The sequence below is a fragment of the Sphingopyxis sp. UBA6723 genome, from assembly GCF_002454115.1.
In the GTDB taxonomy this organism is placed as follows: Bacteria; Pseudomonadota; Alphaproteobacteria; order Sphingomonadales; family Sphingomonadaceae; genus Sphingopyxis.
Window position 1 is genome coordinate 245,697 of sequence record NZ_DKIH01000011.1, and the last position, 26,631, is coordinate 272,327.

29 protein-coding genes are annotated in these 26,631 nt (G+C 65.0%); 13 read left to right on the top strand and 16 right to left on the bottom strand.

The window, feature by feature from the left end; translation table 11 throughout:
* Positions 1-59: 59 nt before the first annotated feature.
* Positions 60-842 (bottom strand): Coq4 family protein, encoded by a 783-nt coding sequence (locus B4F07_RS12195; RefSeq protein ID WP_293700294.1) that lies wholly within the window; start codon positions 840-842, stop codon positions 60-62.
* Between the two features lie 156 nt (positions 843-998).
* Between B4F07_RS12195 and B4F07_RS12200 the strand changes: the two genes are divergently transcribed.
* The gene (locus B4F07_RS12200) at positions 999-2,246 is read left to right on the top strand and encodes a DUF418 domain-containing protein (protein ID WP_293700292.1); all 1,248 of its coding nucleotides are present in this window, start codon (positions 999-1,001) and stop codon (positions 2,244-2,246) included.
* Here B4F07_RS12200 and B4F07_RS12205 read toward each other — a convergent pair.
* From B4F07_RS12205 to panB, 6 genes are all read right to left on the bottom strand, one after another.
* Positions 2,240-2,644 carry an Hpt domain-containing protein gene (locus B4F07_RS12205; RefSeq protein ID WP_293700290.1) on the bottom strand — a complete coding sequence of 135 codons (405 nt, stop codon included), beginning with the start codon at positions 2,642-2,644 and terminating at the stop codon, positions 2,240-2,242. The genes B4F07_RS12200 and B4F07_RS12205 overlap by 7 nt on opposite strands.
* Positions 2,645-2,759: 115 nt before the next feature.
* Entirely contained in the window at positions 2,760-2,990 is a 231-nt protein-coding gene (locus B4F07_RS12210; protein ID WP_293700288.1) for a sulfurtransferase TusA family protein, read from the bottom strand.
* Positions 2,987-4,363, bottom strand: a complete 1,377-nt coding sequence (der, locus tag B4F07_RS12215; RefSeq protein ID WP_293700286.1) for a ribosome biogenesis GTPase Der — start codon at positions 4,361-4,363, stop codon at positions 2,987-2,989. The genes B4F07_RS12210 and der overlap by 4 nt, the downstream gene beginning before the upstream one ends.
* A gap of 49 nt (positions 4,364-4,412) precedes the next feature.
* Positions 4,413-5,747, bottom strand: a complete 1,335-nt coding sequence (locus tag B4F07_RS12220) for a PQQ-binding-like beta-propeller repeat protein (RefSeq protein WP_293700284.1) — start codon at positions 5,745-5,747, stop codon at positions 4,413-4,415.
* 1 nt (position 5,748) lies between these two features.
* On the bottom strand, positions 5,749-6,522 hold the full coding sequence (locus tag B4F07_RS12225) for a tetratricopeptide repeat protein (protein WP_293700282.1): 774 nt from the start codon (positions 6,520-6,522) through the stop codon (positions 5,749-5,751).
* 118 nt (positions 6,523-6,640) lie between these two features.
* Positions 6,641-7,504 (bottom strand): 3-methyl-2-oxobutanoate hydroxymethyltransferase, encoded by an 864-nt coding sequence (gene panB, locus B4F07_RS12230; protein ID WP_293700280.1) that lies wholly within the window; start codon positions 7,502-7,504, stop codon positions 6,641-6,643.
* A gap of 128 nt (positions 7,505-7,632) precedes the next feature.
* Here panB and B4F07_RS12235 point away from each other — a divergent pair, with 128 nt between their 5' ends.
* Together B4F07_RS12235 and B4F07_RS12240 are read left to right on the top strand one after the other, a co-directional pair.
* Positions 7,633-8,055 carry a hypothetical protein gene (locus B4F07_RS12235; protein WP_293700278.1) on the top strand — a complete coding sequence of 141 codons (423 nt, stop codon included), beginning with the start codon at positions 7,633-7,635 and terminating at the stop codon, positions 8,053-8,055.
* A gap of 3 nt (positions 8,056-8,058) precedes the next feature.
* On the top strand, positions 8,059-8,277 hold the full coding sequence (locus B4F07_RS12240; protein WP_293700276.1) for a helix-turn-helix transcriptional regulator: 219 nt from the start codon (positions 8,059-8,061) through the stop codon (positions 8,275-8,277).
* A gap of 239 nt (positions 8,278-8,516) precedes the next feature.
* Here B4F07_RS12240 and B4F07_RS12245 read toward each other — a convergent pair whose 3' ends face one another.
* Genes B4F07_RS12245 through B4F07_RS12255 form a run of 3 tightly spaced genes read right to left on the bottom strand, consistent with a single transcriptional unit; the run spans position 8,517 to position 10,664 of the window.
* Positions 8,517-9,581 (bottom strand): glycerophosphodiester phosphodiesterase, encoded by a 1,065-nt coding sequence (locus B4F07_RS12245; protein WP_293700274.1) that lies wholly within the window; start codon positions 9,579-9,581, stop codon positions 8,517-8,519.
* Entirely contained in the window at positions 9,578-9,928 is a 351-nt protein-coding gene (locus B4F07_RS12250; RefSeq protein ID WP_293700273.1) for an ArsC family reductase, read from the bottom strand. The genes B4F07_RS12245 and B4F07_RS12250 overlap by 4 nt, the downstream gene beginning before the upstream one ends.
* Positions 9,929-9,986: 58 nt before the next feature.
* Positions 9,987-10,664, bottom strand: coding sequence for a Crp/Fnr family transcriptional regulator (locus B4F07_RS12255; RefSeq protein WP_293700271.1), 678 nt, complete (start codon positions 10,662-10,664; stop codon positions 9,987-9,989).
* A 255-nt stretch (positions 10,665-10,919) separates the two neighbouring features.
* Here B4F07_RS12255 and B4F07_RS12260 point away from each other — a divergent pair, with 255 nt between their 5' ends.
* Positions 10,920-12,293 carry a class II 3-deoxy-7-phosphoheptulonate synthase gene (locus B4F07_RS12260; protein WP_293700269.1) on the top strand — a complete coding sequence of 458 codons (1,374 nt, stop codon included), beginning with the start codon at positions 10,920-10,922 and terminating at the stop codon, positions 12,291-12,293.
* Positions 12,294-12,396: 103 nt separating this feature from the next.
* On the opposite strand, the gene B4F07_RS12265 is transcribed toward B4F07_RS12260, so the two are convergent.
* Both B4F07_RS12265 and B4F07_RS12270 read right to left on the bottom strand, forming a co-directional pair.
* A complete protein-coding gene (locus B4F07_RS12265; RefSeq protein WP_293700267.1) occupies positions 12,397-13,902 on the bottom strand; it encodes a M28 family peptidase in 1,506 nt (501 codons plus the stop codon).
* Positions 13,903-14,110: 208 nt separating this feature from the next.
* Positions 14,111-14,920 (bottom strand): HpcH/HpaI aldolase/citrate lyase family protein, encoded by an 810-nt coding sequence (locus B4F07_RS12270; RefSeq protein WP_293700265.1) that lies wholly within the window; start codon positions 14,918-14,920, stop codon positions 14,111-14,113.
* 81 nt (positions 14,921-15,001) lie between these two features.
* Between B4F07_RS12270 and B4F07_RS12275 the strand changes: the two genes are divergently transcribed.
* Together B4F07_RS12275 and B4F07_RS12280 are read left to right on the top strand one after the other, a co-directional pair.
* Positions 15,002-15,943, top strand: coding sequence for an SPFH domain-containing protein (locus B4F07_RS12275; protein WP_088440393.1), 942 nt, complete (start codon positions 15,002-15,004; stop codon positions 15,941-15,943).
* Position 15,944: 1 nt separating this feature from the next.
* Positions 15,945-16,391, top strand: coding sequence for an NfeD family protein (locus tag B4F07_RS12280; protein WP_293700262.1), 447 nt, complete (start codon positions 15,945-15,947; stop codon positions 16,389-16,391).
* A 112-nt stretch (positions 16,392-16,503) separates the two neighbouring features.
* Here the strand turns inward: B4F07_RS12280 and B4F07_RS12285 are convergent, their stop codons facing one another.
* Positions 16,504-17,034, bottom strand: a complete 531-nt coding sequence (locus B4F07_RS12285; RefSeq protein ID WP_293700261.1) for a GNAT family N-acetyltransferase — start codon at positions 17,032-17,034, stop codon at positions 16,504-16,506.
* Positions 17,035-17,066: 32 nt separating this feature from the next.
* Positions 17,067-17,615: a hypothetical protein gene (locus tag B4F07_RS12290; protein ID WP_293700259.1), complete on the bottom strand. Its 549-nt coding sequence runs from the start codon at positions 17,613-17,615 to the stop codon at positions 17,067-17,069.
* 101 nt (positions 17,616-17,716) lie between these two features.
* Here B4F07_RS12290 and B4F07_RS12295 point away from each other — a divergent pair, with 101 nt between their 5' ends.
* Entirely contained in the window at positions 17,717-18,112 is a 396-nt protein-coding gene (locus B4F07_RS12295; protein WP_293700258.1) for a hypothetical protein, read from the top strand.
* 3 nt (positions 18,113-18,115) lie between these two features.
* On the opposite strand, the gene B4F07_RS12300 is transcribed toward B4F07_RS12295, so the two are convergent.
* A complete protein-coding gene (locus B4F07_RS12300) occupies positions 18,116-19,006 on the bottom strand; it encodes a metal-dependent hydrolase (RefSeq protein ID WP_293700256.1) in 891 nt (296 codons plus the stop codon).
* A 57-nt stretch (positions 19,007-19,063) separates the two neighbouring features.
* Here B4F07_RS12300 and B4F07_RS12305 point away from each other — a divergent pair, with 57 nt between their 5' ends.
* Entirely contained in the window at positions 19,064-19,660 is a 597-nt protein-coding gene (locus B4F07_RS12305; RefSeq protein WP_293700254.1) for a TetR/AcrR family transcriptional regulator, read from the top strand.
* A 63-nt stretch (positions 19,661-19,723) separates the two neighbouring features.
* Here B4F07_RS12305 and B4F07_RS12310 read toward each other — a convergent pair whose 3' ends face one another.
* The gene (locus B4F07_RS12310; RefSeq protein ID WP_293700253.1) at positions 19,724-20,179 is read right to left on the bottom strand and encodes a PA2169 family four-helix-bundle protein; all 456 of its coding nucleotides are present in this window, start codon (positions 20,177-20,179) and stop codon (positions 19,724-19,726) included.
* A gap of 299 nt (positions 20,180-20,478) precedes the next feature.
* Here B4F07_RS12310 and obgE point away from each other — a divergent pair, with 299 nt between their 5' ends.
* The 5 genes from obgE (at position 20,479) to sppA (ending at position 26,527) form a co-directional block, all read left to right on the top strand.
* Entirely contained in the window at positions 20,479-21,528 is a 1,050-nt protein-coding gene (gene obgE, locus B4F07_RS12315; RefSeq protein WP_293700252.1) for a GTPase ObgE, read from the top strand.
* Between the two features lie 64 nt (positions 21,529-21,592).
* Complete coding sequence (locus tag B4F07_RS12320) at positions 21,593-22,399, top strand: MipA/OmpV family protein (protein WP_293700250.1); 807 nt, start codon at positions 21,593-21,595, stop codon at positions 22,397-22,399.
* Between the two features lie 46 nt (positions 22,400-22,445).
* Positions 22,446-23,549 carry a glutamate 5-kinase gene (gene proB, locus B4F07_RS12325; RefSeq protein ID WP_293700249.1) on the top strand — a complete coding sequence of 368 codons (1,104 nt, stop codon included), beginning with the start codon at positions 22,446-22,448 and terminating at the stop codon, positions 23,547-23,549.
* A 17-nt stretch (positions 23,550-23,566) separates the two neighbouring features.
* The gene (locus tag B4F07_RS12330; RefSeq protein ID WP_293700941.1) at positions 23,567-24,466 is read left to right on the top strand and encodes an NAD(P)H-binding protein; all 900 of its coding nucleotides are present in this window, start codon (positions 23,567-23,569) and stop codon (positions 24,464-24,466) included.
* Between the two features lie 78 nt (positions 24,467-24,544).
* On the top strand, positions 24,545-26,527 hold the full coding sequence (gene sppA, locus B4F07_RS12335; protein ID WP_293700247.1) for a signal peptide peptidase SppA: 1,983 nt from the start codon (positions 24,545-24,547) through the stop codon (positions 26,525-26,527).
* The last annotated feature ends 104 nt before the right edge of the window (positions 26,528-26,631 follow it).

Consider the following 26,631-nt stretch of genomic DNA (forward strand, 5'->3'; position numbering starts at 1 on the left):
TCCGTCAGCGCTTCGCGCTGCCACCTCCCCATGGCTTCGCCACAGGGAGGATCATGGGTTCAAGCCGCCACCGCCTGCTGCGACGCGAGGAAATTATACGGATCGATCCCGCGGCTGCGGTAGGCGCGGTGCGCTTCGTGATATAGCGTCGGTTCACCAATCCCCAACCGCGCGCGCGCCGCGTCTAGTGGCTCGGCGAGCAGGGCGCGGATGTCCTGTTCGATGATCGCCTTCGCCGCCTTGCCATGGCGCTGACCCTGACGGATCGCGCCGAACACCGGCGCCTTGGCTTTCACGCCGCGCTTCACTTCATAGCCACCGGCATAGGCGATGAAGAAATTGCCGTAATTGCCCGTCTGGCCATAGGTGAAGCCGAGCACGCACTGTTCGCCCAGCGCGTCGCGGCCATAGCCGGTCAGGATGTGGAACAGATCATGCGTGTCGCGCAGGCGGTTGGCGTACCATTGCACCTGATCGTCGAACTTGGGGCGTCCCATCTTATCGGCTTCGGCGACAAGACCTGCGGCCGAAAGCCCCTCGCGGCGCATGAAGGTGACATAGGCGTGGCCGACGCTGCCCTCGGGCAATTCGTCAATCCACGCATGATCGTCGAGCAGGTCGGGCAGATAGGGCTCGCTGGCCATCAACTGACGGCCCTTGTCGCTCTCAACGAACGCGCGGGCGTCGTCCATGAAGCCCTTGCGCGGCAAGCTTTCGAAGATGTGGAATACCTGCTCGGTATCTTCCTTGTCCTTGATCAGTTTGCGAAAGTGCGACAGCGCCTTGAACGGGCGAAAGGTCGGCATCTTGCGGTCGGGATGGGAGAAGATGGTCGGGGTCATGGCTGCTCTCGTGCGAATCTGGCGATGATGATCAGATAGCATTACTGACATGGATGTCAATAATGAGTTAATCGCGAGGCCTGTGTTTCAGAAACCGCTCGACGCTGGCAGCGATGAACGATAGCCCCTGTATCGATATCGGAACGGGGATTGGGCATGATAACGGGGACGAGAATAGAAAGTCTCGACGCGATCCGCGGCGTTGCGGTGATGGGCATATTGGCGATGAATATCGTCGCCTTCGCGCTGCCCTTCCCGGCTTATTCCAATCCTGCCGCGGGCGGGCCGCCGGGCGATCTCGACCTGGCGACCTGGTTCTTCAACTTCGTCTTTGTCGATTCCAAGATGCGCGGCATGTTCTCTTTGCTGTTCGGTGCAAGTACCTTGCTCGTGATCGACAGCGCCGTGGCGGCAGGGCGCGCGCCTGCAGGAGCACATTATCCGCGCATGTTCTGGCTCGCGCTGTTCGGCCTCGCCCATTTCTACCTGATCTGGTTCGGCGACATCTTGTTCCTCTACGCCATTTGCGGGCTGTTGCTGTTCCTGTTTCGCAACCTGTCGGTCAAAGCATTGCTGCTCTGGTCGCTGCCGTTTTTCCTCATCGGCATCGGCATTCCGGCAAGCCTGTGGGCCATGCTGTCGATGGCGCAGGCCGGAACGCTGCCCGCTGAGGCGGCGGCGGGGATGCAGGAGGCGCTGCGTCAGATGAACGCCGAAATGGGGCCTTCGACGCCACTTCATGCTCAGGAAACCGCGCTTTATCTCGGCAGCTACGCCAGCATCCTGGGCCACCGCACCGGTGAAATGGCGGGCGACCCGCTGTTTTTTGTCGGGATGTTCCTGTGGGAAACAATGGGGCTGATGCTGATCGGCATGGCATTGTATAAATCGCGGATGCTGACCGGCGAATGGGATATGGCGCGCTATCGCAAATGGGCCGTCATTTGTTTCCTGATCGCAACCCCGCCGCTGGTTGCTTTGGCGCTATACCAAATGCAGTCGGGCTATGGCGCGGTGTCGATTTTTGGCGCTTCGATGGCACTGTCGATTCCCTTCGACACCCTGATGACCGTCGGCTGGACGGCGCTGATCATGCTGCTGATCAAATCGGTGGCCGGAGACGCGGTGCGCGCGCGGCTCGCGGCCACCGGGCGCATGGCGTTCACCAATTACCTCGTCACCTCGATCGTCATGACGACGATATTCTACGGCTATGGGTTGGGGCTGTTCGGCAGCGTCGGGCGCACTGCGCTCTATCTGTTCTGCTTCGGCATGTGGGCGGCGATGCTGCTCTGGTCGAAACCCTGGCTGGACCGCTTCCATTATGGGCCGCTCGAATGGCTGTGGCGCAGCCTGGCGCGCTGGCAGGTGCAACCGATGCGGAAAGCGGCGCCGGTTCAGTAACCGACGGCGCGGCCGAATCCGGCTGGGCGGCGCTGGACGAGCGGATTGGCTTCGCGCTCCAGCGCGCTCAGCGTTTCCTCGAACAGCCGCCGCAGCTCGACGACGCGCGGCAGATATTCTTCGGGGCTGATCTGGCTCTCGACGCAGTGGCGCCCGAACATTTCGATATCTTCGGCAACCGCGCCGAGTTTTTCACCGCCGAACTGGCGCGCTTCGCTTTTCAGCGTGTGCGCGGGCATCACCAGACCGCGCGCATCGCGGGCGCGCATCGCCTCTTCGATCGCCGCCACCGATTTGGTGCCGTCTTCACGGAAATAGCCCAGAATGCGCACGAACGCCGCCCCCAGCTGGGTGCGCGTGGCGCGAAATTCATCCCAATCGACCAGGATTTCGTCCAATGTAATGTCCCTTGGTATGCAAAGTCGGTCGTGGTCCCATCCGACCCATGCCCAAGTTCGGTAAAAAAGAGGTTACGACCGGCGGCGCATGCGACCGAAACCGGCCCATTTTGGGTCAGCGGTGCACGCGCCAGCGGCCAGCGTCGTCGGTCGCGGCTTCCTCCTCGACCAACCAGCCATGCTCGTTCGCGAGCGCGACGACTTCGCGCCCCGCCTGCGGGTCGTCGGCGATCAACAGCACATCGGTCGCATCGCGCATCGCGCGCGCCAGCCGCAGCGCCGGCCAGGGGCAGCGCATCCCGCGCGCGTCGACGATCAGCGTCTCCCCGGCGTTACGTCCGGTCATTCGTCATAGGGGTTGCGCGAATTGCGGAAATTCAGCCGCACCGGCACGCCCTGAAACCCCAATTCCTTGCGCATTCCGTTAACCAGATAGCGGGTGTAGCTGCCCGGCAGGCTGTCGGTGCGCGTCCCGAACACGACAAAGGTCGGCGGCCGGGTGCGCGCCTGGGTGATGTAACGCAGCTTGATCCGCTTGCCGCCCGGCGCCGGCGGCGGATTGGCATCAACCGCGCGTTCGAACCAGCGATTGAGCGCCGAGGTCGAGACGCGGTTGGTCCAGATCGCCCGCTGTTCGAACGCCACGCGGACCAGCGTGTCGATGCCTTTGCCAGTCGCGCCCGAAATCGTCAGCACCGGCACGCCCTTGACCTGGCTGAGCCCGTCTTCCAGCGCGGCACGCACGCCGTTGAACAGCGACGATGGTTCTTCGGCGACATCCCATTTATTGAGCGCGACGACCAGCGCGCGGCCTTCCTGTAGCACGCGGTCGGCGATGTGCAGGTCCTGCGATTCCAGCCCCTTGGTTGCGTCGAGCAGCAGCACGACGACCTCGGCAAAATCGACCGCGTGCAGCGCGTCGGCGACCGACATCTTCTCCAGCTTGTCCTGCACCTTCGCGCGCTTGCGCATCCCGGCGGTGTCGAACAGCTGAATCTCGTGAACTTCGCCGTCGTCTTCCCATTTCCAGTCGACGCGGATCGAATCGCGGGTAATCCCCGCTTCGGGTCCGGTGATCAGCCGGTCCTCCCCGATCATCCGGTTGATCAGTGTCGATTTGCCCGCGTTCGGTCGGCCGACGATGGCGAGCTTCATCGGGCCGAGCGGCGCGTCCTCGTCTTCGGAGGCGGCGGCGACTTCCTTCTCGATTTCGTCAAACGGCTCGACGATCGGGCGCAGCAGGTCGAACAGATCGACCATCCCGTCGCCATGTTCGGCGCTGAGTGCGACCGGATTGTCGAAGCCAAGCGAATAGGATTCCATCAGGCCGTTTTCGCCCTGTTTGCCTTCGGCCTTGTTGACCACCAGGATGATCGGCGTGTCCTCGCTGCGCAGCCAGCGGGCGATTTCCTCGTCAAGCGGCACAACCCCGGCGCGGCCGTCGATCATGAACAGCGCCGCATCGGCCTCGCGCACCGCCTTTTCGGTCTGGACGCGCATCCGCCCCGGCAGCGTCGCGGCGTCCTGATCCTCGAAACCCGCGGTATCGACGATACGAAATTCCAGCCCGAGCAGATTGGCGTCGCCCTCACGCCGGTCGCGCGTCACCCCGGGCTGGTCGTCGACCAGCGCCAGCCGCTTGCCGACCAGCCGGTTGAACAGCGTCGATTTGCCCACATTCGGGCGGCCAACAATGGCGATCGTCGCGAATCGCGACATGACAATTTATCCCTGTAGTTGCGCCGGGCCGCCCCGGCCCGGACGCGTGTCAGCGCCAGGCCGTGATCTGCCCGTCGTCCGCCAAAATATACAAAATATTGTTCGCCACCACCGGCGCCTGCGACAGTGATGATTTGAATTCGGTCGATCCGAGCAACGTCCCATCGGTCGGCGAATACTCCGCCATAATCCCTTCGCTGTTGACCGCGATCAGGCGGCCACCCGCCAGGATCGGCCCGGTCCAGCGGATCGGATCCTTTTTCTTCTTTTCGGTTTCGATACGAAAACGCGAAAGCTGCTGAAGCCAGCGTACCTTGCCCGACGTGCGCGCGACGCACAGCAACTTGCCGTCGTCGGTCATCGCATACACCCATTCGCCAACCACATAGGGGGTCGAGATGCCGGCGATCGAGATTTCCCACGTGCGCTGCCCGGTGAGCAGTTCATAACTCGCCATGCGGCCACCCTGGCCCAGCGCAAAGACGCGGCCATTGTCCACCACGGGATCGGCATCGACGTCAGTCAGCGTCGATACTGACAGCGCCATCGAGGTGCGCGCCAGCGCGTCTTCCCACAGGTCGCGGCCGTTTTCGTAGCGATAGGCTTGCACCTCGCCCGACGAGAAGCCGGCGACGATCGTCCCCTGCCCCGCCGCGGGCGACGCGGCGCCAAACACGCTGCCGGGTTCCAGCGACGCCGTCGCCTGCCACAGCACCCCGCCGTTCGCCGCGTTGAGCGCGATGATCTGATTGTCCTGGCTGATCACATAGACCCCGCCAAAGGCAATCGTCGGCGCACCGCGCAGCGGCCCGGCGGGCTTCACTTTCCAGATCACCGATCCATCGGCGACGTTCAGCGCCGCGACATCGCCCGCGCCGCTGGTGGCGTAGACGACATTGCCATCCACCCCCGCGCCGCCGCCGAACAGCGAATCCTTGAAATCCTTGCCCGTGCTGCCGATCGCGGTGCGCCACAGCGGCGCACCGGTGTCGGCGGCCAGCGCGGTCACGACGGCATCGGTGCCGACGGCGAACAGGCGATTGTCGGCGATCACCGGCGACGCGGCGAGCCGCTGTTTGTTGGTGCTCCCGGCGATATTGCCCTGCCACAGCATGCTGCGCGTCGCGCCCAGCGCCGGGTGGCCCATCGATTTCGACGCATTGCCGCCCGACTGCGCCCATGCGGCATTGACCGCGGGTTCGGGCAAGACAACTGCGATCGCCGCGGTCGCCGGATCGACCTTGATGCTGGCGTCATTCGACAGGATCGACACGCGATCGCCGATCGTGGGGGTCTTAGGCCCGCCGTCGCCCTTGAACACGCCGCAACCTGCGAGCGACAGCGCCAGCAGCGCTGCGGTCATTCCTAAACGCGTCTTCCGCATGTTATTTCGTTTCCTCAACTGGGGCGGCTGCCGCCGCTTTCGGCGCGGCATTGCCTGTCTGGTCTTTCGCGGCGCTTTCGGCCGCACGATCGGCGACGGCATCGACGCCGAGCATCCCTGCCATCTGGACCGATCGCGATTGCAGCGATTTGGCGACGCCGGGCAGCTTGGCGATACGGCCGTACAGCGCGCCCGCCTGATCATATTGGCCCAGTTGGTAATGGGCGGTCGCCGACAGTTCGGCGGCGCTGGCGAACCAGCTCGACACCGGATCCTTGGCATCGACCAGCGGCTTCATGCGCGCAATCACCGCTTCGGGTTTCAGGCTGTCATATTCGAACGCCGTCTGGCGGATCAGCGCCAGATCGCGCAGCGCCTGATCGAGCTTGGTATCGGCGGCGACTTTGGCCATCAGCGCCGCGGCCGCCTTCAGATCACCGGTCTGCGCCTTGATATTCGCCTGCTGCATCATCGCGACAGCGCGATAGGCAGGCTCACCGCCCGCGGCCAGCTTGTCGAGTTCGGTGGCCGCCGCGCGCGGCTGGTTCGTCGACAGCTTTTCGAACGCTGCGATCAGTTCTTCGGCCCGCTCGCCGCGCACCGCGTCCTGGCGATGGTCCCAGTACAGATAGCCGCCGAACGCCAGTACGGCGGCCAGCACCCCGCCAATGATCCAGCGGCCATAGCGCTGCATGATCGTGTCGAGCCGGTCCTTGCGGACGGCTTCATCGACTTCCTGCAACAGCGCGGCATCGTTGGTCGGGCTCAAGGCCAATCAAACCTCCATATATCGTTCAGGGCTTTGGGCATAAATCCCACCGCGGCTTCCTTAGCGACGGCGCAGAAAAAGGCCAAGCGATTCACTTGGCCTGAAATCCATACTGCACGCTGCGTCAGCCAGCGTAGATCTGATCCTCGGTCGGGAATGAACGAGACCTGACCTGATCGGCATATTCCTTCACCGCACCGCTGACCACGCCCGCCATGTCCTGATAGCGTTTGACGAACTTCGGGACGCGTTCGAACATGCCCAGCATGTCCTCGGTCACCAGCACCTGCCCGTCGCATTGCGCCGACGCGCCGATGCCGATGGTCGGACAGGCGACCTTGTTGGTCACTTCGATCGCAATCGATTCGAGCACACCCTCGATCACCAGCGAAAAGGCGCCAGCCTGCGCGACCGCCACCGAATCCTCCACGATCGACCGCGCCTCTTCCTCGCTCTTGCCGCGCACACCATAGCCGCCCAGGATATTGACTGCCTGCGGGGTGAGCCCGACATGCCCCATCACCGGGATGCCGCGCTGGGTGAGGAATTCGATCGTCGGGGCGAGCGCGCGCCCGCCCTCCATCTTGACAGCCGCGGCGCCGGTTTCCTTCAGCAAATGCGCCGCGTTGGTGAACGCCTGTTCGGGACTCGCTTCATAGCTGCCGAACGGCATGTCGACGATGACCGCGGCATGATAGCTGCCGCGCACCACCGCGGCGCCATGCAGCGCCATCATTTCCATCGTCACCCCGACCGTGTGCGGCAGCCCGTAAATCACCTGCCCCAGCGAATCGCCGACCAGCAGCATGTCGCAATGCGGGTCGAGCAGCTGCGCCATGCGGACGGTGTAGGCGGTCAGCATCACGATCGGCTCGCCGCCCTTGCGCTGGCGGATGCGCGGCACCGTCAGGCGCTTCATTGGCTGCGGCGTCGGGTTCGCGCGGCTGGTCGAGGTGTCGAAGGTGAGCGTTTTGGGCAGGGTGGACATGGGGCGCAGGCTTAGCGGCTAAACCCCGACCGCGAAAGCGCGAAGCATGCCAATGTAATTTCTTCTTGACTTAATGTTCGTCATAATTAACATTGCGTCACATTCAACGAACATCGGAAACTTCGCATATGTCATTTCGGGAAAAGACCCACTGGGCGGCCTTCATCGGCATCTTCGCTGCCTTTGGCTGGTATTTCGTCGCCTATCCCTGGCACATAATCGATACTCCGGCGGGTGTCGGCGCAGTCGCGGGGATGCTGGTACCGGTCACCATCATCATCATCGCGGCGATGGCGGCAACCGCGGCGTTCTTTGCCATCCGGGCGCCCAAGGAGGTGTATGTAAAGGAGGACGAGCGCGAACGCGGCATCCACCTGCGCGGCACCCATCTCGCTTATTATCCGCTGGTGCTCGGCTGCTGGGCGAATATGATCGCCATATTCTATCGCTTCACGCCCGGCGTCTATCTCAACATTCTGATCGCCACCGTCGTGCTGGCCGAACTCGTCCGCGTCGGCGCGCAACTCTATTATTACCGCCGGGGATATTGACCGGTGGCGCTTCCCTTCACCAACGATATCCGCACGCTGCGCTTTCTTGCCGGGGAAATGACACAGGGCGACCTTGGCGACCGCGTCGGCGTCACGCGCCAGACGATCGCGGCAATTGAGCAGGGCAAATACTCGCCGTCGCTCGAGGTCGCGTTCCGCATCGCGCATGTGTTCGGCAAGCCGCTCGAAGCGGTGTTCCAATGGGAGACCGACACCGATTGAGACAGCGCGGCCGCGCGGCCCGGCCCACGCCTCTCCCCGGGGGCGTCGGGCCGGGTTTGGAGCTGTTTTGGGGTGGTGAGCTGCCGTTCGTTTCTTCGTCACCCCGGACTTGATCCGGGGTCCATGAGGCCATACGCCGCCCGCTGCTGAGAGGGCGCATGGATCCCGGATCAAGTCCGGGATGACGAAAGTTTATGGCCGCAAATAGTCGTTAGCGGTCATTCTGCCGGCAGTCTGGATCAGCGCCGTACCGCCCCCACAGCCTCGCGCGGATTGTCGCTGAACAGCCCGTCGATGCCGGTGCGCAAATAGGCCGCGATCTCGGCGCCCAAGTCACCATGCCCTGCCGGGTTCACCCCGCCCTTGTCGCCCAGCGGCAGGAAATAATTCTCGCGGCGGAACGTCCACGGATGCACCTTCAGTCCCACGGCGTGGGCGTCACGCACCAGGCTGGTCGGTTCGGCCAGCGACCCCAGCGCGCCGCGCGGGATCACCATCGCCTTGTTCGGGCCGATCCCGTCGGCATAGGAGGCGATGGTTTTCAGACCCGCGGGTGACGCCATGGCGGCATAGCTGGTGTCGGGCCGGTCGGGTGGCCCGCCTGCCGCGTCCATCAACTGGATCAACGGCAGGTCGCTTTTCGCGCGCAGGTCGATCAGGTTCCGCACCTCGAAGCTCTGGATATAGACCGGCGCCTTGCGGCCGCGATAGCCGAAGCGGTCGAGCAGCGCGAGCAGCGGCGCCTCGTGCGGCAGGCCGATCGACGCAAAATAGCTGGGGTGCTTGGTTTCGGGATAGACCCCGACAGGTATCGTCCGGTCCTGATTCACTTCGGCCAACAGCGTCAGGATTTCCTCAAACGTCGGAATATCGAACTGGCCGTCATAATCGGTCGAGCGCAGTTTCGGCAGCCGCTCGCGCGCGCGCAGCGTCTTGAGCTCGGTCAAAGTGAAATCTTCGGTGAACCAGCCGGTCACCTCGCTGCCGTCGATCATCTTAGTCGTTTTGCGCGCCGCAAATTCGGCGCGATCGGCGACATCGGTGGTCTCTGAAATCTCATTCTCGTGCCGCGCCACCAGCACGCCGTCCTTGGTCAGCACCAGGTCGGGCTCGATAAAGTCGGCGCCCTGCGCAATCGCCAGCCGGTATGCCGCAATTGTATGCTCAGGCCGCTCGCCCGACGCGCCGCGATGCGCGATGACGATCGGCGGCCGGCCGTCCAAGGTGGATTGCGCCGTCACCGGATCAGCCGCGCAACCGGCGAGCAGCGTCAGGGCCAGCCAGGCCGCCATCCACCGGATCATGCCGCAAACCGCGCCTGCCAGTCGGCGGCTGAAAAGCCGACGCTGATACTGTCGGCTACCTCAACGACCGGGCGGCGGATCATCGCGGGTTGATCCAGCATCAGCGCCTTGGCCGACGCCGCGTTCAAGCCGTCTTTCTGCGCATCGGGCAGCTTGCGAAAGGTCGTTCCCGCCTTGTTGAGCAGTTTGTCCCACCCCAGCGCATCGATCCAGCTCTGCAGCCGTTCTGCGTCCAGCCCATCCTTGCGGACGTCGTGAAAGCGGTAGGCAACGCCCTGCTCATCGAGCCAGCGCCGCGCCTTTTTCACCGTGTCGCAATTCGAAATGCCATAGAGAATCATCGTCATGGCGCATGGATTAGCAGGCCGCGATGACAAGTTCGAGGCGGCGCGGCCGCAAATATGCTCATGCAATCGGCGGCCGATCGGCGAGCCGCGCGTTGGCACTGGCCAGCTTGCCGCGCAGCGCCCGGGCAAAGCCCTCGTGCAGCACGCTGGCGATCGCCGGGTTCGCCGCCAGATAGGCGCGGAGCGCCGCCGCCGGAACGAACCACAGCCGTGCATTGCTGCCCAGCAGCACCGTTCCCGTCGCGTGGGTGCCGTCGAGCACGGTCGCTTCGCCGATCAGCGCGCCGTCGGACAATTTGCCGACCTCGGCGCCCTCGCGGTGGATCGCCGCCTGCCCTTCGGCCAAATAGAAGAGGCTGGGTGCCGCCTGATTCTCGCGGATCAATATCTCGCCGCGCTTCGCCGAAATCCAATGCCCCTGATCGATCAGCCCGCGCGCTGCCACGGGGCTCAGCGCACTGAAATGCTCACGCCGCAGCGCCTCTTCTTCAGCCGAAAAACTGACCTTGCGCTCGCGGAGCCACAAGCGCGCCAGGATGCCGAGGTTGACGACGAGGATCGCCAGCACGAGCATGCCATAACCGACATCGGGTTCGCGGAACAAAACCAGCGGCACGGCCACCAGCGCCGCCGCGGCGAGCCCGATCCGGACATAGTCGATGCGCACGACAAAGCTGGTCGCCAACAGCAACAGCAATGCCCCATAAACAAACCATGCGGACTCGAAATTCGCCATAGCCAGTCGCTTTGCGTGGAGACCCGGAATCGGGTCGTTGCATGTATAACGTCGCCGATAGCCAGATGCCTTGGACCCGCGGATTCCATTCCAAAGCTGTGAAACAAACTATCAGTTTTTGGGCCCCAAGAAAAGCATAGGTGCGCAAATGTCACGATAATGCTAATTTTCGCGTTTGGAGGAAGGGTGCGCATTGCGTCCAAGCGACATTCGCGCCATGGCGGCGCCCGGTTTGAACAGTGAAGACACAGGCAGATGACGAAGAATTGGCAACCGCATAGCTGGCGCTCGCACGAAGCCCGGCAATTGCCCACATATCGCGACGCCGATGCGCTCGCGGCGGCGGAGCGCGAGCTCAGCAATTACCCGCCGCTGGTCTTTGCCGGCGAAGCGCGCGATTTGACCGCCGACCTTGGCCGCGTCGCCGAGGGCAAGGCGTTCCTGCTGCAGGGCGGAGACTGCGCCGAAAGCTTTGCCGAATTTCATCCGAACAACATCCGCGATACCTTTCGCGTGCTGCTCCAGATGGCGGTGGTGCTGACCTTTGCCTCGAAGATGCCCGTCGTGAAGCTCGGCCGCATGGCGGGCCAGTTCGCCAAGCCGCGCTCGGCCGACATGGAAGAGATCGATGGCGTGTCGCTGCCCAGCTATCGCGGCGACAACATTAATGACATTGCCTTCGACGCCGCAGGCCGTGAACCCGACCCGCAGCGTATGGTCAAGGCGTATAATCAGTCGGCGGCGACGCTGAACCTGCTGCGCGCCTTCGCCAACGGCGGCTATGCGAACCTGCACCAGGTCAACGCCTGGACGCACGACTTCATGGACCGCAGCCCGTGGGCGAAGAAATATCAGGAAACCGCAGGCCGGATTTCCGAAGCGCTCGCCTTCATGGAGGCGTGCGGCGTCACCCCCGAAACCGTCCCGCAGATCAAAGGCACCAGTTTTTACACCAGCCACGAAGCGCTGCTCCTCCCCTATGAGCAGGCGCTGACGCGGCAGGACAGCCTCACCGGCGGCTGGTACGATACCTCGGGCCATTTCCTGTGGGTCGGCGACCGCACCCGTTTCGAAGGATCGGCGCATATCGAGTTTCTGCGCGGAATCGGCAATCCGGTGGGTATGAAGTGCGGGCCGAGCCTCGAGCCCGACGTGCTGCTGCGCCTGCTCGACACGCTGAATCCGAACCATGTGTCGGGGCGGATGACGCTGATCACCCGCTATGGCCATGACAAGATCGAGGCGCATCTGCCCAAGCTGGTGCGCGCGGTGAAGGAATCGGGCCACCCCGTCGTCTGGTCGTGTGACCCGATGCACGGCAATGTCATCAAGACACCCAACGGGTACAAGACACGCCCGTTCGAACGCATCCTTGCCGAAGTGCGCGGCTTTTTCGCTGTGCACCGCGCCGAGGGTACGCATGGCGGCGGCATCCATATCGAGATGACCGGCCAGAATGTCACCGAATGCACCGGCGGCGCGATGGACGTGACGCAGATGGACCTTGCAGACCGCTATCATACGCACTGCGACCCGCGGTTGAACGCGGGGCAGTCGCTGGAACTGGCGTTCCTGCTGGCCGAAATGCTCAATCAGGAAATGACCGAGCGGGCGAAGCAGGCGGCTTAGCTCTCACCGTCGCCCCCGCGAAGGCGGGGGCCGCTGGAAGTTTACGGATCGACGCCGTGCAAGCCCGGTAGCGGCCCCCGCCTTCGCGGGGGCGACGGCGCAGCTACTTCCCCGGCCACGCCTTCACGTCGCCAAATGCCCGCCCCAACGCGACGTGCAAGTCGGCATCCTCTGCCGCGCCGCCCAACGGGATCGCGTCGCTGAAATTATCGCTCGGGCCGTGGTAGGCGCCGCCCAGAAACGACTGCAGCAGCGGCATGTTCGAAAAACTCCCCCCGACCATCAGCGACGTCACGCCCTTGGCGCCCAGCGCCCAGCCGTCCTGCCGCTGGATGAAGGCATCGGCCTCGCCATCCTCGTCGAGCTTGCGGCCGAGCTTCGTCGCGGCGGCGCGCACCACCGCGTCATAGGCGGGCTTGCCGCGGCCGATCGTCGCGACCGGTGTCCCGCGCGGTGAAATCGCGATCGTATCGACATTCAGCGCGACGGTGATGTCGGACAGCGGCACCACCGGATTATCGGCAAAATAATGCGCGCCGAGCAGACCCTTTTCTTCCGCCGTGGTCGCCAGGAAATAGATGTCGCGATCGGGGCGCTGCCCCGACGCCAGCCGCTTGGCGACCTCGATCAGCACCGCGATCCCGCTCGCATTGTCGACCGCACCGTTACAGATGCGATCGGCCTCGCCTTCCGCGCCGCAGATGCCGAGGTGGTCCCAATGGCCCAGAAACAGCACCGCCTTGCCGTCGGGCTTGGCGCCGGGCAGCTTGGCCAAAACATTGTTGCTGACAAAAGGCCGGATTGCCGATTGAGTCGCCAGATCGGCGGTCACCGGCAACGCAATCCCCTTGTAATCGGGCGACTTGGCGGCCTCGCGAACCGCGGCGCCATCCTGCCCCGCTTTTTTCAGCAGCGCATCGGCGGCCTCAAGCGACAGAAAGCCGCTGACCGGCGCGCCGGGTTTGGCGCTGGCCAGCCGCATCGCCGTGCTGCCCGCACTTTCGCGCAGCTGCGCCCATGGGACCGCATCGGTCGCGATCACCAGCACCGCCGCGGCGCCCGCATCGGCCAACATCTGCCGCCGCTCGCGATAACGCGGCAGCTTGTCGCCGAACGGCGCATTGTCGAACAACATGATCGCCAGCTTGCCGGTGACGTCGGCATTGACCTTGCCCGCGCCATCGACGCCATAGCCGACAAATACCGCGGGGACGTCGGACAGCGACATTGACGCGTCGCGCCCGGTCAGGATGATGCCGTCATCCTCGATCGCGAAATCGCGGCCGTGCACCTTGAACTTGGCGTTGCCGCTAACGGCGCGACTCTCGACAAACGGGATCGGCTGCAACCAAGGCGTTGTGCTGCCCGGTACGGCTTCGAGGCCAGCCTTGGCCCATTCGCCGACGATATAGGCGATGGTGCGATCCTCGCCGTCGGTGCCCGGGGCGCGCCCTTCGAACGCGTCGTCCGCCAGCACCTTGATATGCGCGGCGAGCTGGGCCTCCGTGACCGGCGCGTCAGCCTTGGCGGGCACGGCGGAGGCGGCGGAGGGCAAGCTGGAGATGAGGGCGACGGCCGCGATAGCGGCGTGGAAACGAATGAACTTCATGGGGCCGCCGCATGGCATTTCCGCCGCGGGCAGGCAAGGCGCGTTCGTCGAACGACGAATGGCGTCAACAAAGCCCCTCCCCTTCAGGGGAGGGGTTGGGGTGGGGTCTCGCGGCGTAGCGCAAGGCCGACAGACCCCCCCCCGCTGCGACTAGGCAGCAAGCTGCCAAGTCTTGCTGCCCCTCCCCTAAAGGAGAGGGGCTTAAACATTATCGCCCCGCCCGCACCAGCAGCGCCCGCGCCGCCGCGACGTGCATATCCTCGATCATCCGTCCGTCATGCCGCTGCGCCCCGCCGGTGGCGGCGGCAACCAACGCCTCAGCAGCGGCGATCTCACGCGCCGACGCGGCAAAAGCGGCGTTGCACGGATCGACCTGCGACGGGTGGATCAGCGTCTTGCCGTCGAAACCGAGCCGGCGTCCTTCGGCGGCTTCGGTAGCAAAGCCAGCAGCGTCGTCAATCGCGTTGTAAACTCCGTCGAACGCCCAAACGTCCGCGGCGCGCGCCGCCATCACAATCCCCTGAATCGCGTGGCTCATCGCGCCGCGATCCATGCCGTCGGGCAATTTCAATTCATGCGCAAGGTCATTCAGGCCCGCGATCAACCCAGCCACCGCAGGGTCCGTCGCGATGTCCCGCGCCGCATAGATTGCCGTGGGCGTTTCGATCATCGCCAGCACCGGCAGCCCCAGCCCGCGCACCGGACCCAGATCAGCAGGGGCATCGACCTTGGGCAGGACCACCGCATCAAGCTTCAGATCGGCAAGCGCGTCGATATCCGCCGCCTGCTCCGCCGTCCCGGTCGCGTTGATCCGCACCGCGACGCGCTTGCCCGGAAAGCCCGCCAACACCGCGGCGCGCATCGCGGCGCGCGCTTCGGCCTTGCGATCGGCCGGAACGGCGTCCTCCAGGTCGATGATCAGCATGTCGGCGGCCAGCCCACCCGCTTTTTCCAGCGCGCGGGCGTTCGAGCCGGGAACATAGAGCAGCGAGCGGGGCGCGAAGATGTCTTGGGTCATGCGCTTTTGTCTGGCGCAACCGGGCCATTCTCGCAATAAAGGAGTGAGGCCTCACGGTCAGGTTCGCAGAGGGGATTTTCGATGGACTATTGGTTTCCGATCGCACTCGTCGTGCTGGCGGCGGTGTTCCTGCTGTGGGCGCTGACCCCGGTTCGTCAGGGTTTCAGCTACACCATCGAACGCTTCGGCCGCTACACCCACACCGCTCAGCCGGGCTTGAACTTCATCATGCCGATCTTCGATCGCGTCGGCCGCAAGGTCAATATGATGGAGCAGGTGCTCGACATTCCCGGCCAGGAAATCATCACCAAGGACAATGCGATGGTCGCGGTCGACGGCGTCGTCTTCTTCCAGGTGCTCGACGCCGCCAAGGCCGCCTATGAAGTCAGCGACCTGTATCTGGCGATCATGAACCTGACCACGACGAACCTGCGCACCGTCATGGGATCGATGGACCTCGACGAAACATTGTCGAAGCGCGACCATATCAACGCCCGCCTGCTCGTCGTGGTCGATGAGGCGACGACGCCGTGGGGGGTGAAGATCACCCGCGTCGAGATCAAGGACATCCGCCCGCCCGCCGACATTTCGAACGCCATGGCGCGGCAGATGAAGGCCGAGCGTGAGAAGCGCGCCAACATCCTGGAAGCCGAAGGCATGCGGGCATCGGAAATCCTGCGCGCCGAGGGCGAGAAGCAGGGCCAGATCCTGCAGGCCGAGGGTCGCCGCGAGGCCGCCTTCCGCGACGCCGAAGCGCGCGAACGCGAAGCCGAGGCCGAAGCCAAGGCAACCCAGATGGTGTCCGACGCGATCGCGGGCGGTAACGCGCAGGCGATCAATTACTTCATCGCCCAAAAATATGTCGAAGCCGTCAGCCAGTTCGCGACCAGCCCGAACAGCAAGACGATCCTTTTCCCGGTCGAGGCGACGCAGCTGATCGGCACGCTCGGCGGCATCGGCGAACTCGCCAAGGATGCGTTCGAGCGCGGCCCGACGCCGCCGACAACCCCGGGAGTGCGCTGAGATGCCCGATTGGCTGTCGAACATGGAGCCGCATTGGGCGTGGCTCACCGTCGGGGTGCTTCTATGCGCCGCCGAAATCGTCGCGCCGGGGTTCTTCCTCGTCTGGCTGGGGGTCGCGGCGATCGCGACCGGCGTTCTCGCCTTCCTTTTGCCGATCGGCGTCCCGATGCAGCTTGGCGTCTTTGCCGTGCTGGCGTTCATCGCGCTCTACAGCGCGCGGCGCTGGCTCAGGAATAACCCGATCGTGTCGACCGACCCGCTGCTCAACCAGCGCGGCGGGCGGCTGATCGGCGAAGTGTTGACCTTGGTCACCGCAATCGAAAACGGTCGCGGCCGCGCCAAGGTCGGCGACGGCGAATGGCCGGTGCGCGGGCCGGATGCCGCCGAGGGGACCAAGGTCCGCGTCGTCAGCGCCGACGGCGGGGTGCTGGTGGTCGAGGCGGCCTGACAAAGCCGTCGCCCCCGCGAAGGCGGGGGCCGCTGGAGGTTTACGTAGCATCGACCAATAGGGCCGACAGCGGCCCCCGCCTTCGCGGGGGCGACGATTTTGCATTCAGCAATCAGCCGCCTTTGGGCCGCGCATAAATCCCCACGACATGGCCCAGCGCATCGCTCTGGCCGATGCGCCGAAACCCCAGCTTGGCCGCCACCCGTTCCGACGCATCATTGCCCGGATCGATGATGCAGCGCACCTCGGCGGCATCGAGGTTCGCATCGGCCCAGCCAAGCGCCGCGGTCATCGCCTCGGTCGCAAATCCCGCACCCCAATGGTCGGCGTCGAACGCCCAGCCCGCCTCGGGCAGCCCTTCCAGCTCGGGGATGCCGCGGCCGAAATAGCTTAGGCCCCCCATGCCGACGAGCGCATCGCTCGCCTTGTCGGCGAACACCCAATAGCCGAAGCCCATCACCGGCCACAGCCCGGCCGAACTCAGAAACTTGCCCCAGCTAACGTCGGGCGCGCGCGGTTCGCCGCCGATGAAGCGAGTGACGCGTTCGTCGGCCCACATTGCGATATGGACGTCCTTGTCGGACAGGCGGCCGGGGCGCAGCCGCAGGCGCTCGGTTTCGATGACGGGAGCAATATGGAACATGCGCGCGGATGTGCCGAAGCCCGCCCGGCGGGTCAATCGGGGATCAGATAATGGTCGAACAGGTCGTGCAGCACCGCCTTGCCGTCGACCTGCGCCTTGGCGCGCATCACCGCGAGCGTATCGACGCGGGTGAGCACGTCGACGTGCTTCAGCACGACATGATAATGTGGCCGATTGGTGAAATCGTGAAAGAGCAGGATGCAGTCGGGTTTGCAGTGAATGATCGCCTGCAACAGGCACGCGACACGAAAGCGCCCGTCGATCAGCACCGCATCGGGGCTGCCGCCCATGCCGCGCCAGATTTGCGTGTGATAGCGCGGCCAGTCGCGCAGGCGGCTTTCGTCGGCCGGATAGCCCCATTCGCCGACCGGGCCGACGTCGATGTGGACCGGCGTGAATTCGACCGCTTCGTCCGCGATGTCAGCCTGCACCTTGGCCAGCCAGGCTGGGTCGCTGTCAACGCTGACAATCCGCCGCACCTGCCGCGCCGCCACCAATGTGCTGCCGCCGCAGCCAAATTCCAGCAGCGACGACAGCCCCGCCAGTTGCAGCTCAAGCTGCGTGACTTCCGCAGCGGTCATTTGTGGTTGCATGGTCCCCTCCACTAGCATGGGATATGGGACGCGGGGGGCGGCGTCCAGTCGCCATTGGCGGGGATCGGGCTGGCTGATAGGGTGGAGCGATGTTGACGCCCCTCTGGCCGCAGCGCCTGCTCGCCCTTCCCTTTCTGATCCTCGGCGCCTGGTGCCTCGTCACACCGCACATGGTCGAACGGCTCGTGATCAGTCCGGAATATCAGCATCTCAGCACGACGAGCGCGCTCTTGATGGGCTGTTTCGGGGCGCAGGCGGTGCTGGGCGGGCTATTTATCGCGTTCAGCCGCTGGACGAAGGCTACGTTCGCGATCTACGCCGTCGCCCTGTTGCCCTTCTTCTGGTTCAACTATTATTTCGTGTTCGTCGTGCCGGTGATGACGCGCTTGATGGCGATCGATCTCGTCTCGAACCTCTTCATGCTCGGGCTGTGCGTCTGGGGCTACCGCATCGCGCCGCGGTCGCTCGTCGCTGCCGGCGACTGACCCTCAGGCCGCGGCGGCGACCCGATCCGGCCCCGACGCCTGCGCGGGCATCACCGCATCGGCATAGTCGCTTTCATATTTCTGGATCAGCGCGCGATCGTCGTGGTTCCACGGGTGGAAACCGGGCAGGAAATAGCTGAGCCACGGCAGGAAGCTTTTGCGCAGCACCCCCGGCGAGCCGAGCAGATACCACCAGATGCGCGCCGTGACGCGCCAGCCGGTGAGGCCGTCCTGCTTGAGCAGATTCTTCATGCCCTTGATCCGCTTCGGCCAGAAGCGGCTGGTGACAAGCAGCATCATGATCGACTTGGCGCGCCAGCGCTTGAACCGGCTCCAGTCCTTCGTCGCGTGCAGCCAGGTGTCGTAAGCAACGCCCTTATGCTCGATCTCTTCGATCGCGTGCCATTTCCACAGCGCCGCCCATTCAGGTTCAGCGCCCGCGTACATTTTTTCGTCGCGCAGCATCACCGATGCCATCATCGCGGTATAATGTTCCAGCGCGATCGTCGCCATCAGGTTGACGATCTGCGGCCGCGTCTTGATCAGGTCGAGCACCTGATTGACGTCGGCCTCCAGCTCCGAAAGGTCGTAACCCGCTTCGGCCGCTTTCTTGTTGAACACCACATGCTCGCGGCTGTGGATCACTTCCTGCTGCGTAAAGGCCCGGATTTCGCGCGCCAGCTTTTCGGGCACGCCCTCACGGTGCGCCTTGACCGCTTCGATGAACATCGCCTCGCCGCGCGGGAAAGTGACCGACAGCGCGGTGTGGAAAGCCGACGCGATCGGGTCGCCATTCAACCACCAGCGGCCCTGCTTGTCCTCACGGCCAAAGCGCATGTCGCGCGGCGTGATCGACAGGTCGACGGGGGTCGGGGAGAGGGAAAGGCTGGACATATGGTTCATACCGTCGAAAAGGGGCGATGGCGCCATGAATAGGGTTTACTTACATATATGTCAATAGTGAAGAAGCGCTTGAGTCCTGAGGAGAGCCGGTTCGTCGCCCTCCAGGCCGCGCGCGAAATATTGATCGAAACCGGGCCGGCCGCGGTGACGCTGAAGGCCGTCGCCGGACGCATCGACCGCACCCATGCCAATCTGCTCCACCATTTCGGCAGCGCCGCGGGGCTGCAAAAGGCGCTCGCCGCCTATCTCGCCGAAACCGTGTGCGCGACGATCGGCGAAAAAATGGCCGCATCGCCGCCGGGCGAGCGCAATGTGCGCGAGATTGTCGACCTGGCGTTTGACGCGTTCGACAGCGGCGGCGCGGGCGCGCTCGCAACCTGGATGGCGGCGACGGGCAATGAAGACGCGCTCGACCCGATCGTCGAGGCGATCCACAAGCTGATCGACGGCATGGCGCCCGACGCGCACGAAAAGCGCCTGATGCACGAAGACACGCTGGCGCTGGTGCTCATGGCGCTCGGCGATGCGCAGCTCGGCGGCGCCATGGCCGAAGCGCTCGGCCTGCCGCGGGACACCGCGCGTGCGCTGGCGTGCGAGCTGATCACCGGCCGTATCGCCAACTTCTGGGCGCAAAACACCAAATAAAAACGGCGGCCCCGGATATGGGACCGCCGTTTCCATGCTTCTCCGGGAGGGCGGGAGAAGGTCTTAGCTGGCGTTCAGCTGATGCTTGAGCGCCGACATCTGATCATGGCCGTCGCGAACCGAGGCAAAGCTGCTCTGGATCAGCTCCTGCACCGCGGGGTCGAGATCGCCGTCTTTCAACGCGCTTTCGAACTTCGCCTTGATGTGATCCTCGCCGCGCTCGACTTCGGCAACGACCGCCGAGTCGTCGCGGTCACCGGTCAGGGCGTCACGCAGGCCCAGAAACGCGCGGTGCGCCGATGCCAGCACGGTGCCGTCATCTTCGGGATTGCCGCCCAGCTCGCGAACCTTCGCCTGAAACGCGGTGACGATCGTTTGACGCTCGTTGGCACGGTTCAGAAACATTTCACGAAACTGCGCCGCATTGGCTTCTTCGGCGGCCTTGCGATAGCCATCGACGCTGTCGAGCGTGGTGGCGATCAGCGAATTGAGCGTGCTGACATTCTTGTTGTCAAACATTTGAAATCCTTTCGGGAAAATTCAGGTGCAAGCATCATGCGATGCCTTACCCACCCAACGAGCGCCAACCCGTAAAGTTGCGTCGGCCTGGCGCTGGCGCAGCGCATTTCATCGAACCGTTGGCTCGCGCATCACAAAACTGGCCATTTCGGCGCGCTGCGACTAAGGGGTGCGCAACCCAACCCCATAGTTCGTGCCGAGCGACGTCGCCAAAGGTGACGCCGCCACATGAACAAGGACCATCGCCGACGCCGCTTCACGCGATGCGAACGCGATGTTTTCCGCTCCAAAGGCTTCCCATGCATTTCCTCGACCAAGCAAAAATCTACATCAAGTCCGGTGACGGCGGCCCCGGCGCCGTGTCGTTCCGGCGCGAAAAATATGTCGAATATGGCGGCCCCGATGGCGGCAACGGCGGCAAGGGCGGCGACATCATTTTCGAAGCGGTCGCCGGCCTCAACACGCTGATCGACTTTCGCTATACCCAGCATTTCAAGGCGAAGCGAGGCACCCCCGGCGCCGGGCGCGACCGCACCGGTGCGGGCGGCCCCGATCTGGTCATCCAGGTTCCGATCGGTACCCAGATCCTCGACGATGACGAAGAGCGCACCCTGCTCGCAGATCTCACCAAGGAGGGCGAGACGCTCGTCTTCCTGCGCGGCGGCGACGGCGGCCGCGGCAACGCATCGTATAAAACCAGCACCAACCGCGCCCCGCGCCAGCACGGCCCCGGCTGGCCGGGCGAGGAAAAATGGGTGTGGCTGCGGCTCAAGCTGCTCGCCGATGCGGGCCTCGTCGGGCTGCCCAACGCGGGCAAATCAACCTTCATCAACGGCGTCACCAATGCGCAGGCCAAGGTCGGCGCTTATGCCTTTACCACGCTGCGCCCGCAGCTTGGGGTGGTCAGCCACAAGGGCAATGAGTTTGTCGTCGCCGACATCCCCGGCCTGATCGAGGGCGCCGCCGACGGCGCCGGGGTCGGCGACCGCTTCCTCGGCCATATCGAACGCTGCCGCGTCCTGCTTCATCTGGTCGACGCCAATGACGAGGATGTCGCCACCAGCTACCGCATCGTCCGCGACGAGCTCGAAGCCTATGGCGCCGAGCTGATCGACAAGCCAGTGATCGTCGCGCTCAACAAGATCGACACCCTCGACGATGAACTGGTTGCTGCGCTGTCGGCCGAGCTGGCCGAAGCCAGCGGCGCGCCCGTCATGGCGCTGTCGGGCGCCAGCGGTGCGGGCGTGCCCGCGATCCTCGACAAGCTGCTCGAAATCATCGGCCCCGAAAAACGCCCGGTTGTCCGCAACGAAGACGGCGAAGAAACGACCGACTGGTCGCCAGTCTAGAGTCAGAAGCTTAGGAACTTAATCGGGGCGCGCGCCTTGTAGCATAAACAACAAGGAATTCCGGATGTTCTCTCCCCGTCGTGCGATCAAGTTTCTGCTCTGCGCTTCGCCCATTCTCGGCGTCGCCGCATTTCCCGCCGACGCACAGGATACCACCAGCAGCGCCGAAAAGCGCACCCGCGTCATCCTCGGGCCGCAGCTGTCGCCGTCCTGGCCGGGATCGAAAGATCTGTCGTTCGGCCCCTATGTCGATGTCTCGCGTGAGCGCGTTGGAACCGACTTCACCTTCGAAGCCGCCGACGAGAGCTTTGGCGGACCGCTGATCCAGTCCGGCAATTTTGCTTTCGGGCCGGCGCTGGGCTTCATCGGCAAACGCACCGCCGCCGACATCGGCGCCGATCTGCCTAAAGTGGGCTTTTCGTTCGAAGCCGGTGGGTTTGCGCAGGTCAATGTGACCCCGGCGATCCGGGTCCGCGTCGAAGGCCGCAAGGCGCTGAGCGGTCACAAAGGCTGGGTCGGCGAAGTCAGCGCCGACTATATCGCGCGCGAGGGCGACGACTGGCTGTTCTCGATCGGCCCGCGCGTAACGCTGGGCGATGCCAAATTTTCTAACGCCTATTTCGGCGTGACCCCCGCCGCCGCACTGACCTCCGGGCTGCCCGCCTATGATACCGACGGCGGGATCCATTCGGTCGGTGTGACCGCCGGCTATCACCGGATGCTTGGTCGAAATTGGGGCGCCGCGATTTACGGTCGCTACGACCGGCTAGTCGGCGATGCGGCAGACTCGCCGGTGACGCGCCAACTCGGCAGCCGCAGCCAGCCGTCGGTCGGCGTCGCGCTCAGCTATACCTTCGGCGGCCCTCGCTGACGTAATAGCATTGGCGCGGGCGGCGGCGCGCGCTATCGGCGGCGTCATGTTGTTCGCGCCCACATCTTGCCCGAGGCTGATCGTCAAAATCGGGTCGGCGCTGCTCGTCGATCCCGACGGCGCGGTGCGGCGTGACTGGCTGGCGGGCATCGCCGCCGACATTGCTGAACGAACCCGCGCGGGCCAGCAGGTCGCGGTCGTTTCGTCGGGCGCCATCGCGCTCGGCGCGCGGCGGTTGGGACTGGCCAAGGGCGGGCGCGGGACGCTGGAGGATGCACAGGCAGCCGCCGCTACGGGACAGATCGCGCTGTCGCAGGTGTGGGCCGAGGTGCTGGCGGCCGAAGGGCTGACCGCGGCGCAGATATTGGTGACGCTCGACGATCTGGAGGACCGGCGGCGTTATCTGAATGCCGCGGCAACGCTCGACCGACTGCTCAGCCTAAGCGTCGTGCCGATCATCAACGAGAATGACAGCGTCGCGACCGAGGAAATCCGCTTTGGCGACAACGACCGGCTGGCGGCGCGCGTCGCGCAGGCGGCGGGCGCGGGCGGTGTCGTGCTGCTGTCCGACATCGACGGACTTTACGACAAGAACCCGGCGCTGCCCGGCGCGAACCATATCGCGCGGATCGAGCGCATCGACGCGGCTATCGAGGCGATGGCCGATACCGGATCGGCGTCAGGCATGGGATCGGGCGGCATGGTGTCGAAGATTGCCGCCGCGCGCATCGCCAACGCCGCGGGCGCGCATCTGGCGATCGCATCGGGACGCATCGACCGGCCGCTGTCGACCGCAGCGCGGCACAGCCTGTTCGTCGCCGAAAAAGGCGCGAGCGCACGCAAGGCGTGGCTCGCCGGTGGGCTGACCGCGAAAGGGCGGCTGACCGTCGACGCCGGGGCGGCGCGCGCACTGCGCGGCGGCGCCAGCCTGCTCGCCGCCGGGGTCAGCGGCGTTTCGGGCAGCTTTGCCCGCGGCGACGTACTCGACATCGTCGGCCCAGACGGCGCGGTGATCGCGCGCGGCCTGTCGGAGTATCCCGCCTCCGACGCCGCAACCATCGTCGGCCTTGGCCGCGAAGCGCAGGAAGCCGCACTCGGCTATGCGCCGCGCAGCGCGATGGTCCACCGCGACCATATGGTGCTGCTGTGACCGGGCGCGTGCTGGCGATGACCGGCGCGACGGGCTTCGTCGGCGGCGCGACGATGCGGCAGGCGATCGCTGCCGGTTGGCATGTCCGCGCCCTCACCCGCCGCCCGCAACCGGGTCGCGAGGGCGTGACCTGGATCGCGGGCGCGCTCGACGACATGGGCAGCCTGGCCGAGATGGCCACGGGCAGCGATGTCGTGATGCACATTGCCGGGGTGGTCAATGTCCCGACCCGCGCTGCGTTCGAGGCAGGCAATGCCTGGGCGACCGCCAATGTTATCGACGCAGCGCGCACCGCCGGGGTAACGCGCTTCGTCCATGTCTCGTCGCTCGCCGCGCGCGAACCCGGCCTGTCCGACTATGGCTGGTCGAAGGAACGCGCCGAGGCCGTCGTGACCGCCAGCGGGCTTGACTGGACGATCGTCCGCCCGCCCGCGGTGTTCGGTCCCGGCGACTCCGAAATGCTTGACCTGTTCCGCATGGCGCGGCGCGGCATCGCGCTGTTGCCGCCGCGCGGACGCATGTCGGCGATCTATGTCGAGGATCTGGCGCGCCTGCTCGTGGCGCTGGCCGCCGATCGCAGCGTGAGCATCGGCGCGATTTACGAACCCGATGATGGCCGACCGACCGGCTGGTCGCACCGCAGCTTTGCCCGCGCGATCGGACGCGCAGTGGGGCGCAGCCATGTTTCGACGCTTGCGGTCCCCGGCGCGGTGCTGAAGGCTGGCGGGCGGATCGACAGACTCGTCCGCCGCGGCCGCGCCAAACTGACCCCCGACCGCGCGCGCTATATCGCGCATCCCGACTGGGTGGCGACCGCGGGCGCGCAACCCCCCGCCGACCTGTGGCATCCCGAACACGGCACCGACGACGCACTCGCCGAAACGGTGCGCTGGTACCGCACCAAAGGATGGCTCTGACGTCGTCCATGGGGCCACATGACCCGCCGGTCGAAGCGTGCATTGCCAACGGCCAGCCGCATCCCTAGGTTCGCAGCCATGACCGAAACCACCGCCACCCCTCCGAACGATCCCGCCGGCCCCTGGGCGATCCCCGTGCGCCGCCCGCTCCCCGGCGACGACCAACCCAAATCGCGGACCAGTTTCCCGCGCAAGGTGTGGAATCTGCTCGTCGGGATCAAGGACGCGCTGGCGCTGATCTTTCTGCTGCTGTTCTTCGTCGCGCTGTTCGGCCTGCTCGCCGGACGCCCCAACGCCGGACTGCCGGTCAGCAAAGGCGCCTTGCTGATCGAACTCGACGGCGTGGTCAGCGAACAGCCGGCCGAGGTCGATACCATCACCGCGCTGTCGGGCGGCAACCAGCTCAAGGAAATCCGCGTCCGCGACGTCGTTCACTCGCTCGAAACCGCCGCGAACGACCAGCGCATCACCTCGGTCGTGCTCGATCTCGACCGTTTCCTCGGCGGCGGCCAGGTTTCGCTCGCCGAAATCGGTCAGGCGATCGACAAGGTTCGCGCCCAGAAAAAGCCGGTGCTCGCCTTTGCCACCGCCTACACCACCGACAGCTATCAGATTGCATCGCACGCCAGCGAAGTGTGGGCGGACAGCGTCGGCGGCGTTGCGATCGCCGGTCCGGGAGGATCGCGGCTTTATTACAAAGGCTTGATGGACCGGCTGGGCATCACCGCGAACATCTATCGCGTCGGCACCTTCAAAAGCGCGGTTGAACCCTTCCTCCGCGGCGACCAGTCGCCCGAAGCGAAAGAGGCCAATCTCGCCTACGCCAGCGTGCTGTGGGACAATTGGCTGACCGACGTCAAAAAAGCGCGTCCGGCGGCCAAGGTCGACGCCTATATCGCCGACACCGCGGCCGCGGTGCGCGCGGCGGGCAATGATATGTCGAAGGCATCGCTCGACGCGGGACTGATCGACAAAGTCGGCAGCCGCATGGCGTTCAACACCCGCGTCGCCGAAATCAGCGGCGCTTATGACGACAGCAAGCCGTGGGAATATAATGCGATCCCGCTGGAAAACTGGGTCGCCGCCAATCCCCCTGCAAAAAAGGGCAGCGCGATCGCGGTCGTCCCGCTCGTCGGTGAAATCGTCGATGGCGAGGCGCCGACAGGCGTCGCTGGCGGCACCACCGTCGCCCAGCACATCCTCGACGCCGCCGCCGACAGCAGCACCAAGGCGATTGTGCTGCGGGTCGACTCGCCTGGCGGGTCGGTGCTGGCGTCCGAAGAAATCCGTCAGGCGCTGCTTGCGGCCAAGGCCAAGAAGCTGCCGATCGTCGTGTCGATGGCCAATGTCGCGGCGTCGGGCGGTTATTGGGTTTCGACCCCCGCCGACCGCATCTTTGCCGAGCCCGAGACGATCACCGGGTCGATCGGCGTGTTCGGCATCCTGCCCAGCTTCGAACAGGCGCTGGGCAAGATCGGAGTTACCGCTGACGGCATTGCCACGACGCCGCTATCGGGCCAGCCGGACGTTTTCGGCGGCGTGAACGAGGAGTTCAACGCGCTGGCGCAGGCGAGCGTAGAGGACATCTACGCTCGCTTCACCGGGCTGGTAGCAAAGAGTCGCAAGCAGCCGCTGGAGAAGGTTCAGGCGATCGCCGAAGGGCGCGTGTGGGCGGGCGGCACCGCGCGCCAGCTGGGCCTGGTCGATCAGTTCGGCGGCCTGCCCGAGGCGCTGGCGGCGGCGGCGAAACTCGCCAAGGTCGAGGGGGATTTCCACGCGCGATATTATGAGGACGAGCCGAGCGAATTTTCGAAAATGCTCGCCAGCTGGGGCAGAGGCGAAGAAGAAACCGCCGCCGCCCCGCGCGGCTGGTTCGGCATCGCCGCGATGAACCGCCAGCTGACCGAACGGCGGCTGATGCAGGATATGGCGCTGCTGACTCAGACCGGGTCGGTGCAGGCCGCATGTCTCGACTGCCGCGGCTTTCTGCCCGCGGTGCCGCGGGCGGGTGCGGCGGAAGCGAAGGGGTTCTTTGCGACGATGGCGTTGTTGTTAAAATAACCGTTCGTCATTGCGAGGAGCGAAGCGACGCGGCAATCCAGAGTGTGCGGTAACCGCCCTGGACCGGTAGGCCTACGGCCGCCTACGGCTCCGCTTCGCTCGCA

Coding starts and splice junctions, on each gene's coding strand:
- B4F07_RS12195 (WP_293700294.1), bottom strand. CDS start 842: ATGACCCCGACCATCTTCTCCCATCCCGACCGCAAGATGCCGACCTTT.
- B4F07_RS12200 (WP_293700292.1), top strand. CDS start 999: ATGATAACGGGGACGAGAATAGAAAGTCTCGACGCGATCCGCGGCGTT.
- B4F07_RS12210 (WP_293700288.1), bottom strand. CDS start 2,990: ATGACCGGACGTAACGCCGGGGAGACGCTGATCGTCGACGCGCGCGGG.
- der (WP_293700286.1), bottom strand. CDS start 4,363: ATGTCGCGATTCGCGACGATCGCCATTGTTGGCCGCCCGAATGTGGGC.
- B4F07_RS12220 (WP_293700284.1), bottom strand. CDS start 5,747: ATGCGGAAGACGCGTTTAGGAATGACCGCAGCGCTGCTGGCGCTGTCG.
- panB (WP_293700280.1), bottom strand. CDS start 7,504: ATGTCCACCCTGCCCAAAACGCTCACCTTCGACACCTCGACCAGCCGC.
- B4F07_RS12235 (WP_293700278.1), top strand. CDS start 7,633: ATGTCATTTCGGGAAAAGACCCACTGGGCGGCCTTCATCGGCATCTTC.
- B4F07_RS12245 (WP_293700274.1), bottom strand. CDS start 9,581: ATGATCCGGTGGATGGCGGCCTGGCTGGCCCTGACGCTGCTCGCCGGT.
- B4F07_RS12250 (WP_293700273.1), bottom strand. CDS start 9,928: ATGACGATGATTCTCTATGGCATTTCGAATTGCGACACGGTGAAAAAG.
- B4F07_RS12255 (WP_293700271.1), bottom strand. CDS start 10,664: ATGGCGAATTTCGAGTCCGCATGGTTTGTTTATGGGGCATTGCTGTTG.
- B4F07_RS12260 (WP_293700269.1), top strand. CDS start 10,920: ATGACGAAGAATTGGCAACCGCATAGCTGGCGCTCGCACGAAGCCCGG.
- B4F07_RS12265 (WP_293700267.1), bottom strand. CDS start 13,902: ATGAAGTTCATTCGTTTCCACGCCGCTATCGCGGCCGTCGCCCTCATC.
- B4F07_RS12270 (WP_293700265.1), bottom strand. CDS start 14,920: ATGACCCAAGACATCTTCGCGCCCCGCTCGCTGCTCTATGTTCCCGGC.
- B4F07_RS12275 (WP_088440393.1), top strand. CDS start 15,002: ATGGACTATTGGTTTCCGATCGCACTCGTCGTGCTGGCGGCGGTGTTC.
- B4F07_RS12280 (WP_293700262.1), top strand. CDS start 15,945: ATGCCCGATTGGCTGTCGAACATGGAGCCGCATTGGGCGTGGCTCACC.
- B4F07_RS12285 (WP_293700261.1), bottom strand. CDS start 17,034: ATGTTCCATATTGCTCCCGTCATCGAAACCGAGCGCCTGCGGCTGCGC.
- B4F07_RS12290 (WP_293700259.1), bottom strand. CDS start 17,615: ATGACCGCTGCGGAAGTCACGCAGCTTGAGCTGCAACTGGCGGGGCTG.
- B4F07_RS12295 (WP_293700258.1), top strand. CDS start 17,717: ATGTTGACGCCCCTCTGGCCGCAGCGCCTGCTCGCCCTTCCCTTTCTG.
- B4F07_RS12300 (WP_293700256.1), bottom strand. CDS start 19,006: ATGTCCAGCCTTTCCCTCTCCCCGACCCCCGTCGACCTGTCGATCACG.
- B4F07_RS12305 (WP_293700254.1), top strand. CDS start 19,064: ATGTCAATAGTGAAGAAGCGCTTGAGTCCTGAGGAGAGCCGGTTCGTC.
- B4F07_RS12310 (WP_293700253.1), bottom strand. CDS start 20,179: ATGTTTGACAACAAGAATGTCAGCACGCTCAATTCGCTGATCGCCACC.
- obgE (WP_293700252.1), top strand. CDS start 20,479: ATGCATTTCCTCGACCAAGCAAAAATCTACATCAAGTCCGGTGACGGC.
- B4F07_RS12320 (WP_293700250.1), top strand. CDS start 21,593: ATGTTCTCTCCCCGTCGTGCGATCAAGTTTCTGCTCTGCGCTTCGCCC.
- proB (WP_293700249.1), top strand. CDS start 22,446: ATGTTGTTCGCGCCCACATCTTGCCCGAGGCTGATCGTCAAAATCGGG.
- B4F07_RS12330 (WP_293700941.1), top strand. CDS start 23,567: ATGACCGGCGCGACGGGCTTCGTCGGCGGCGCGACGATGCGGCAGGCG.
- sppA (WP_293700247.1), top strand. CDS start 24,545: ATGACCGAAACCACCGCCACCCCTCCGAACGATCCCGCCGGCCCCTGG.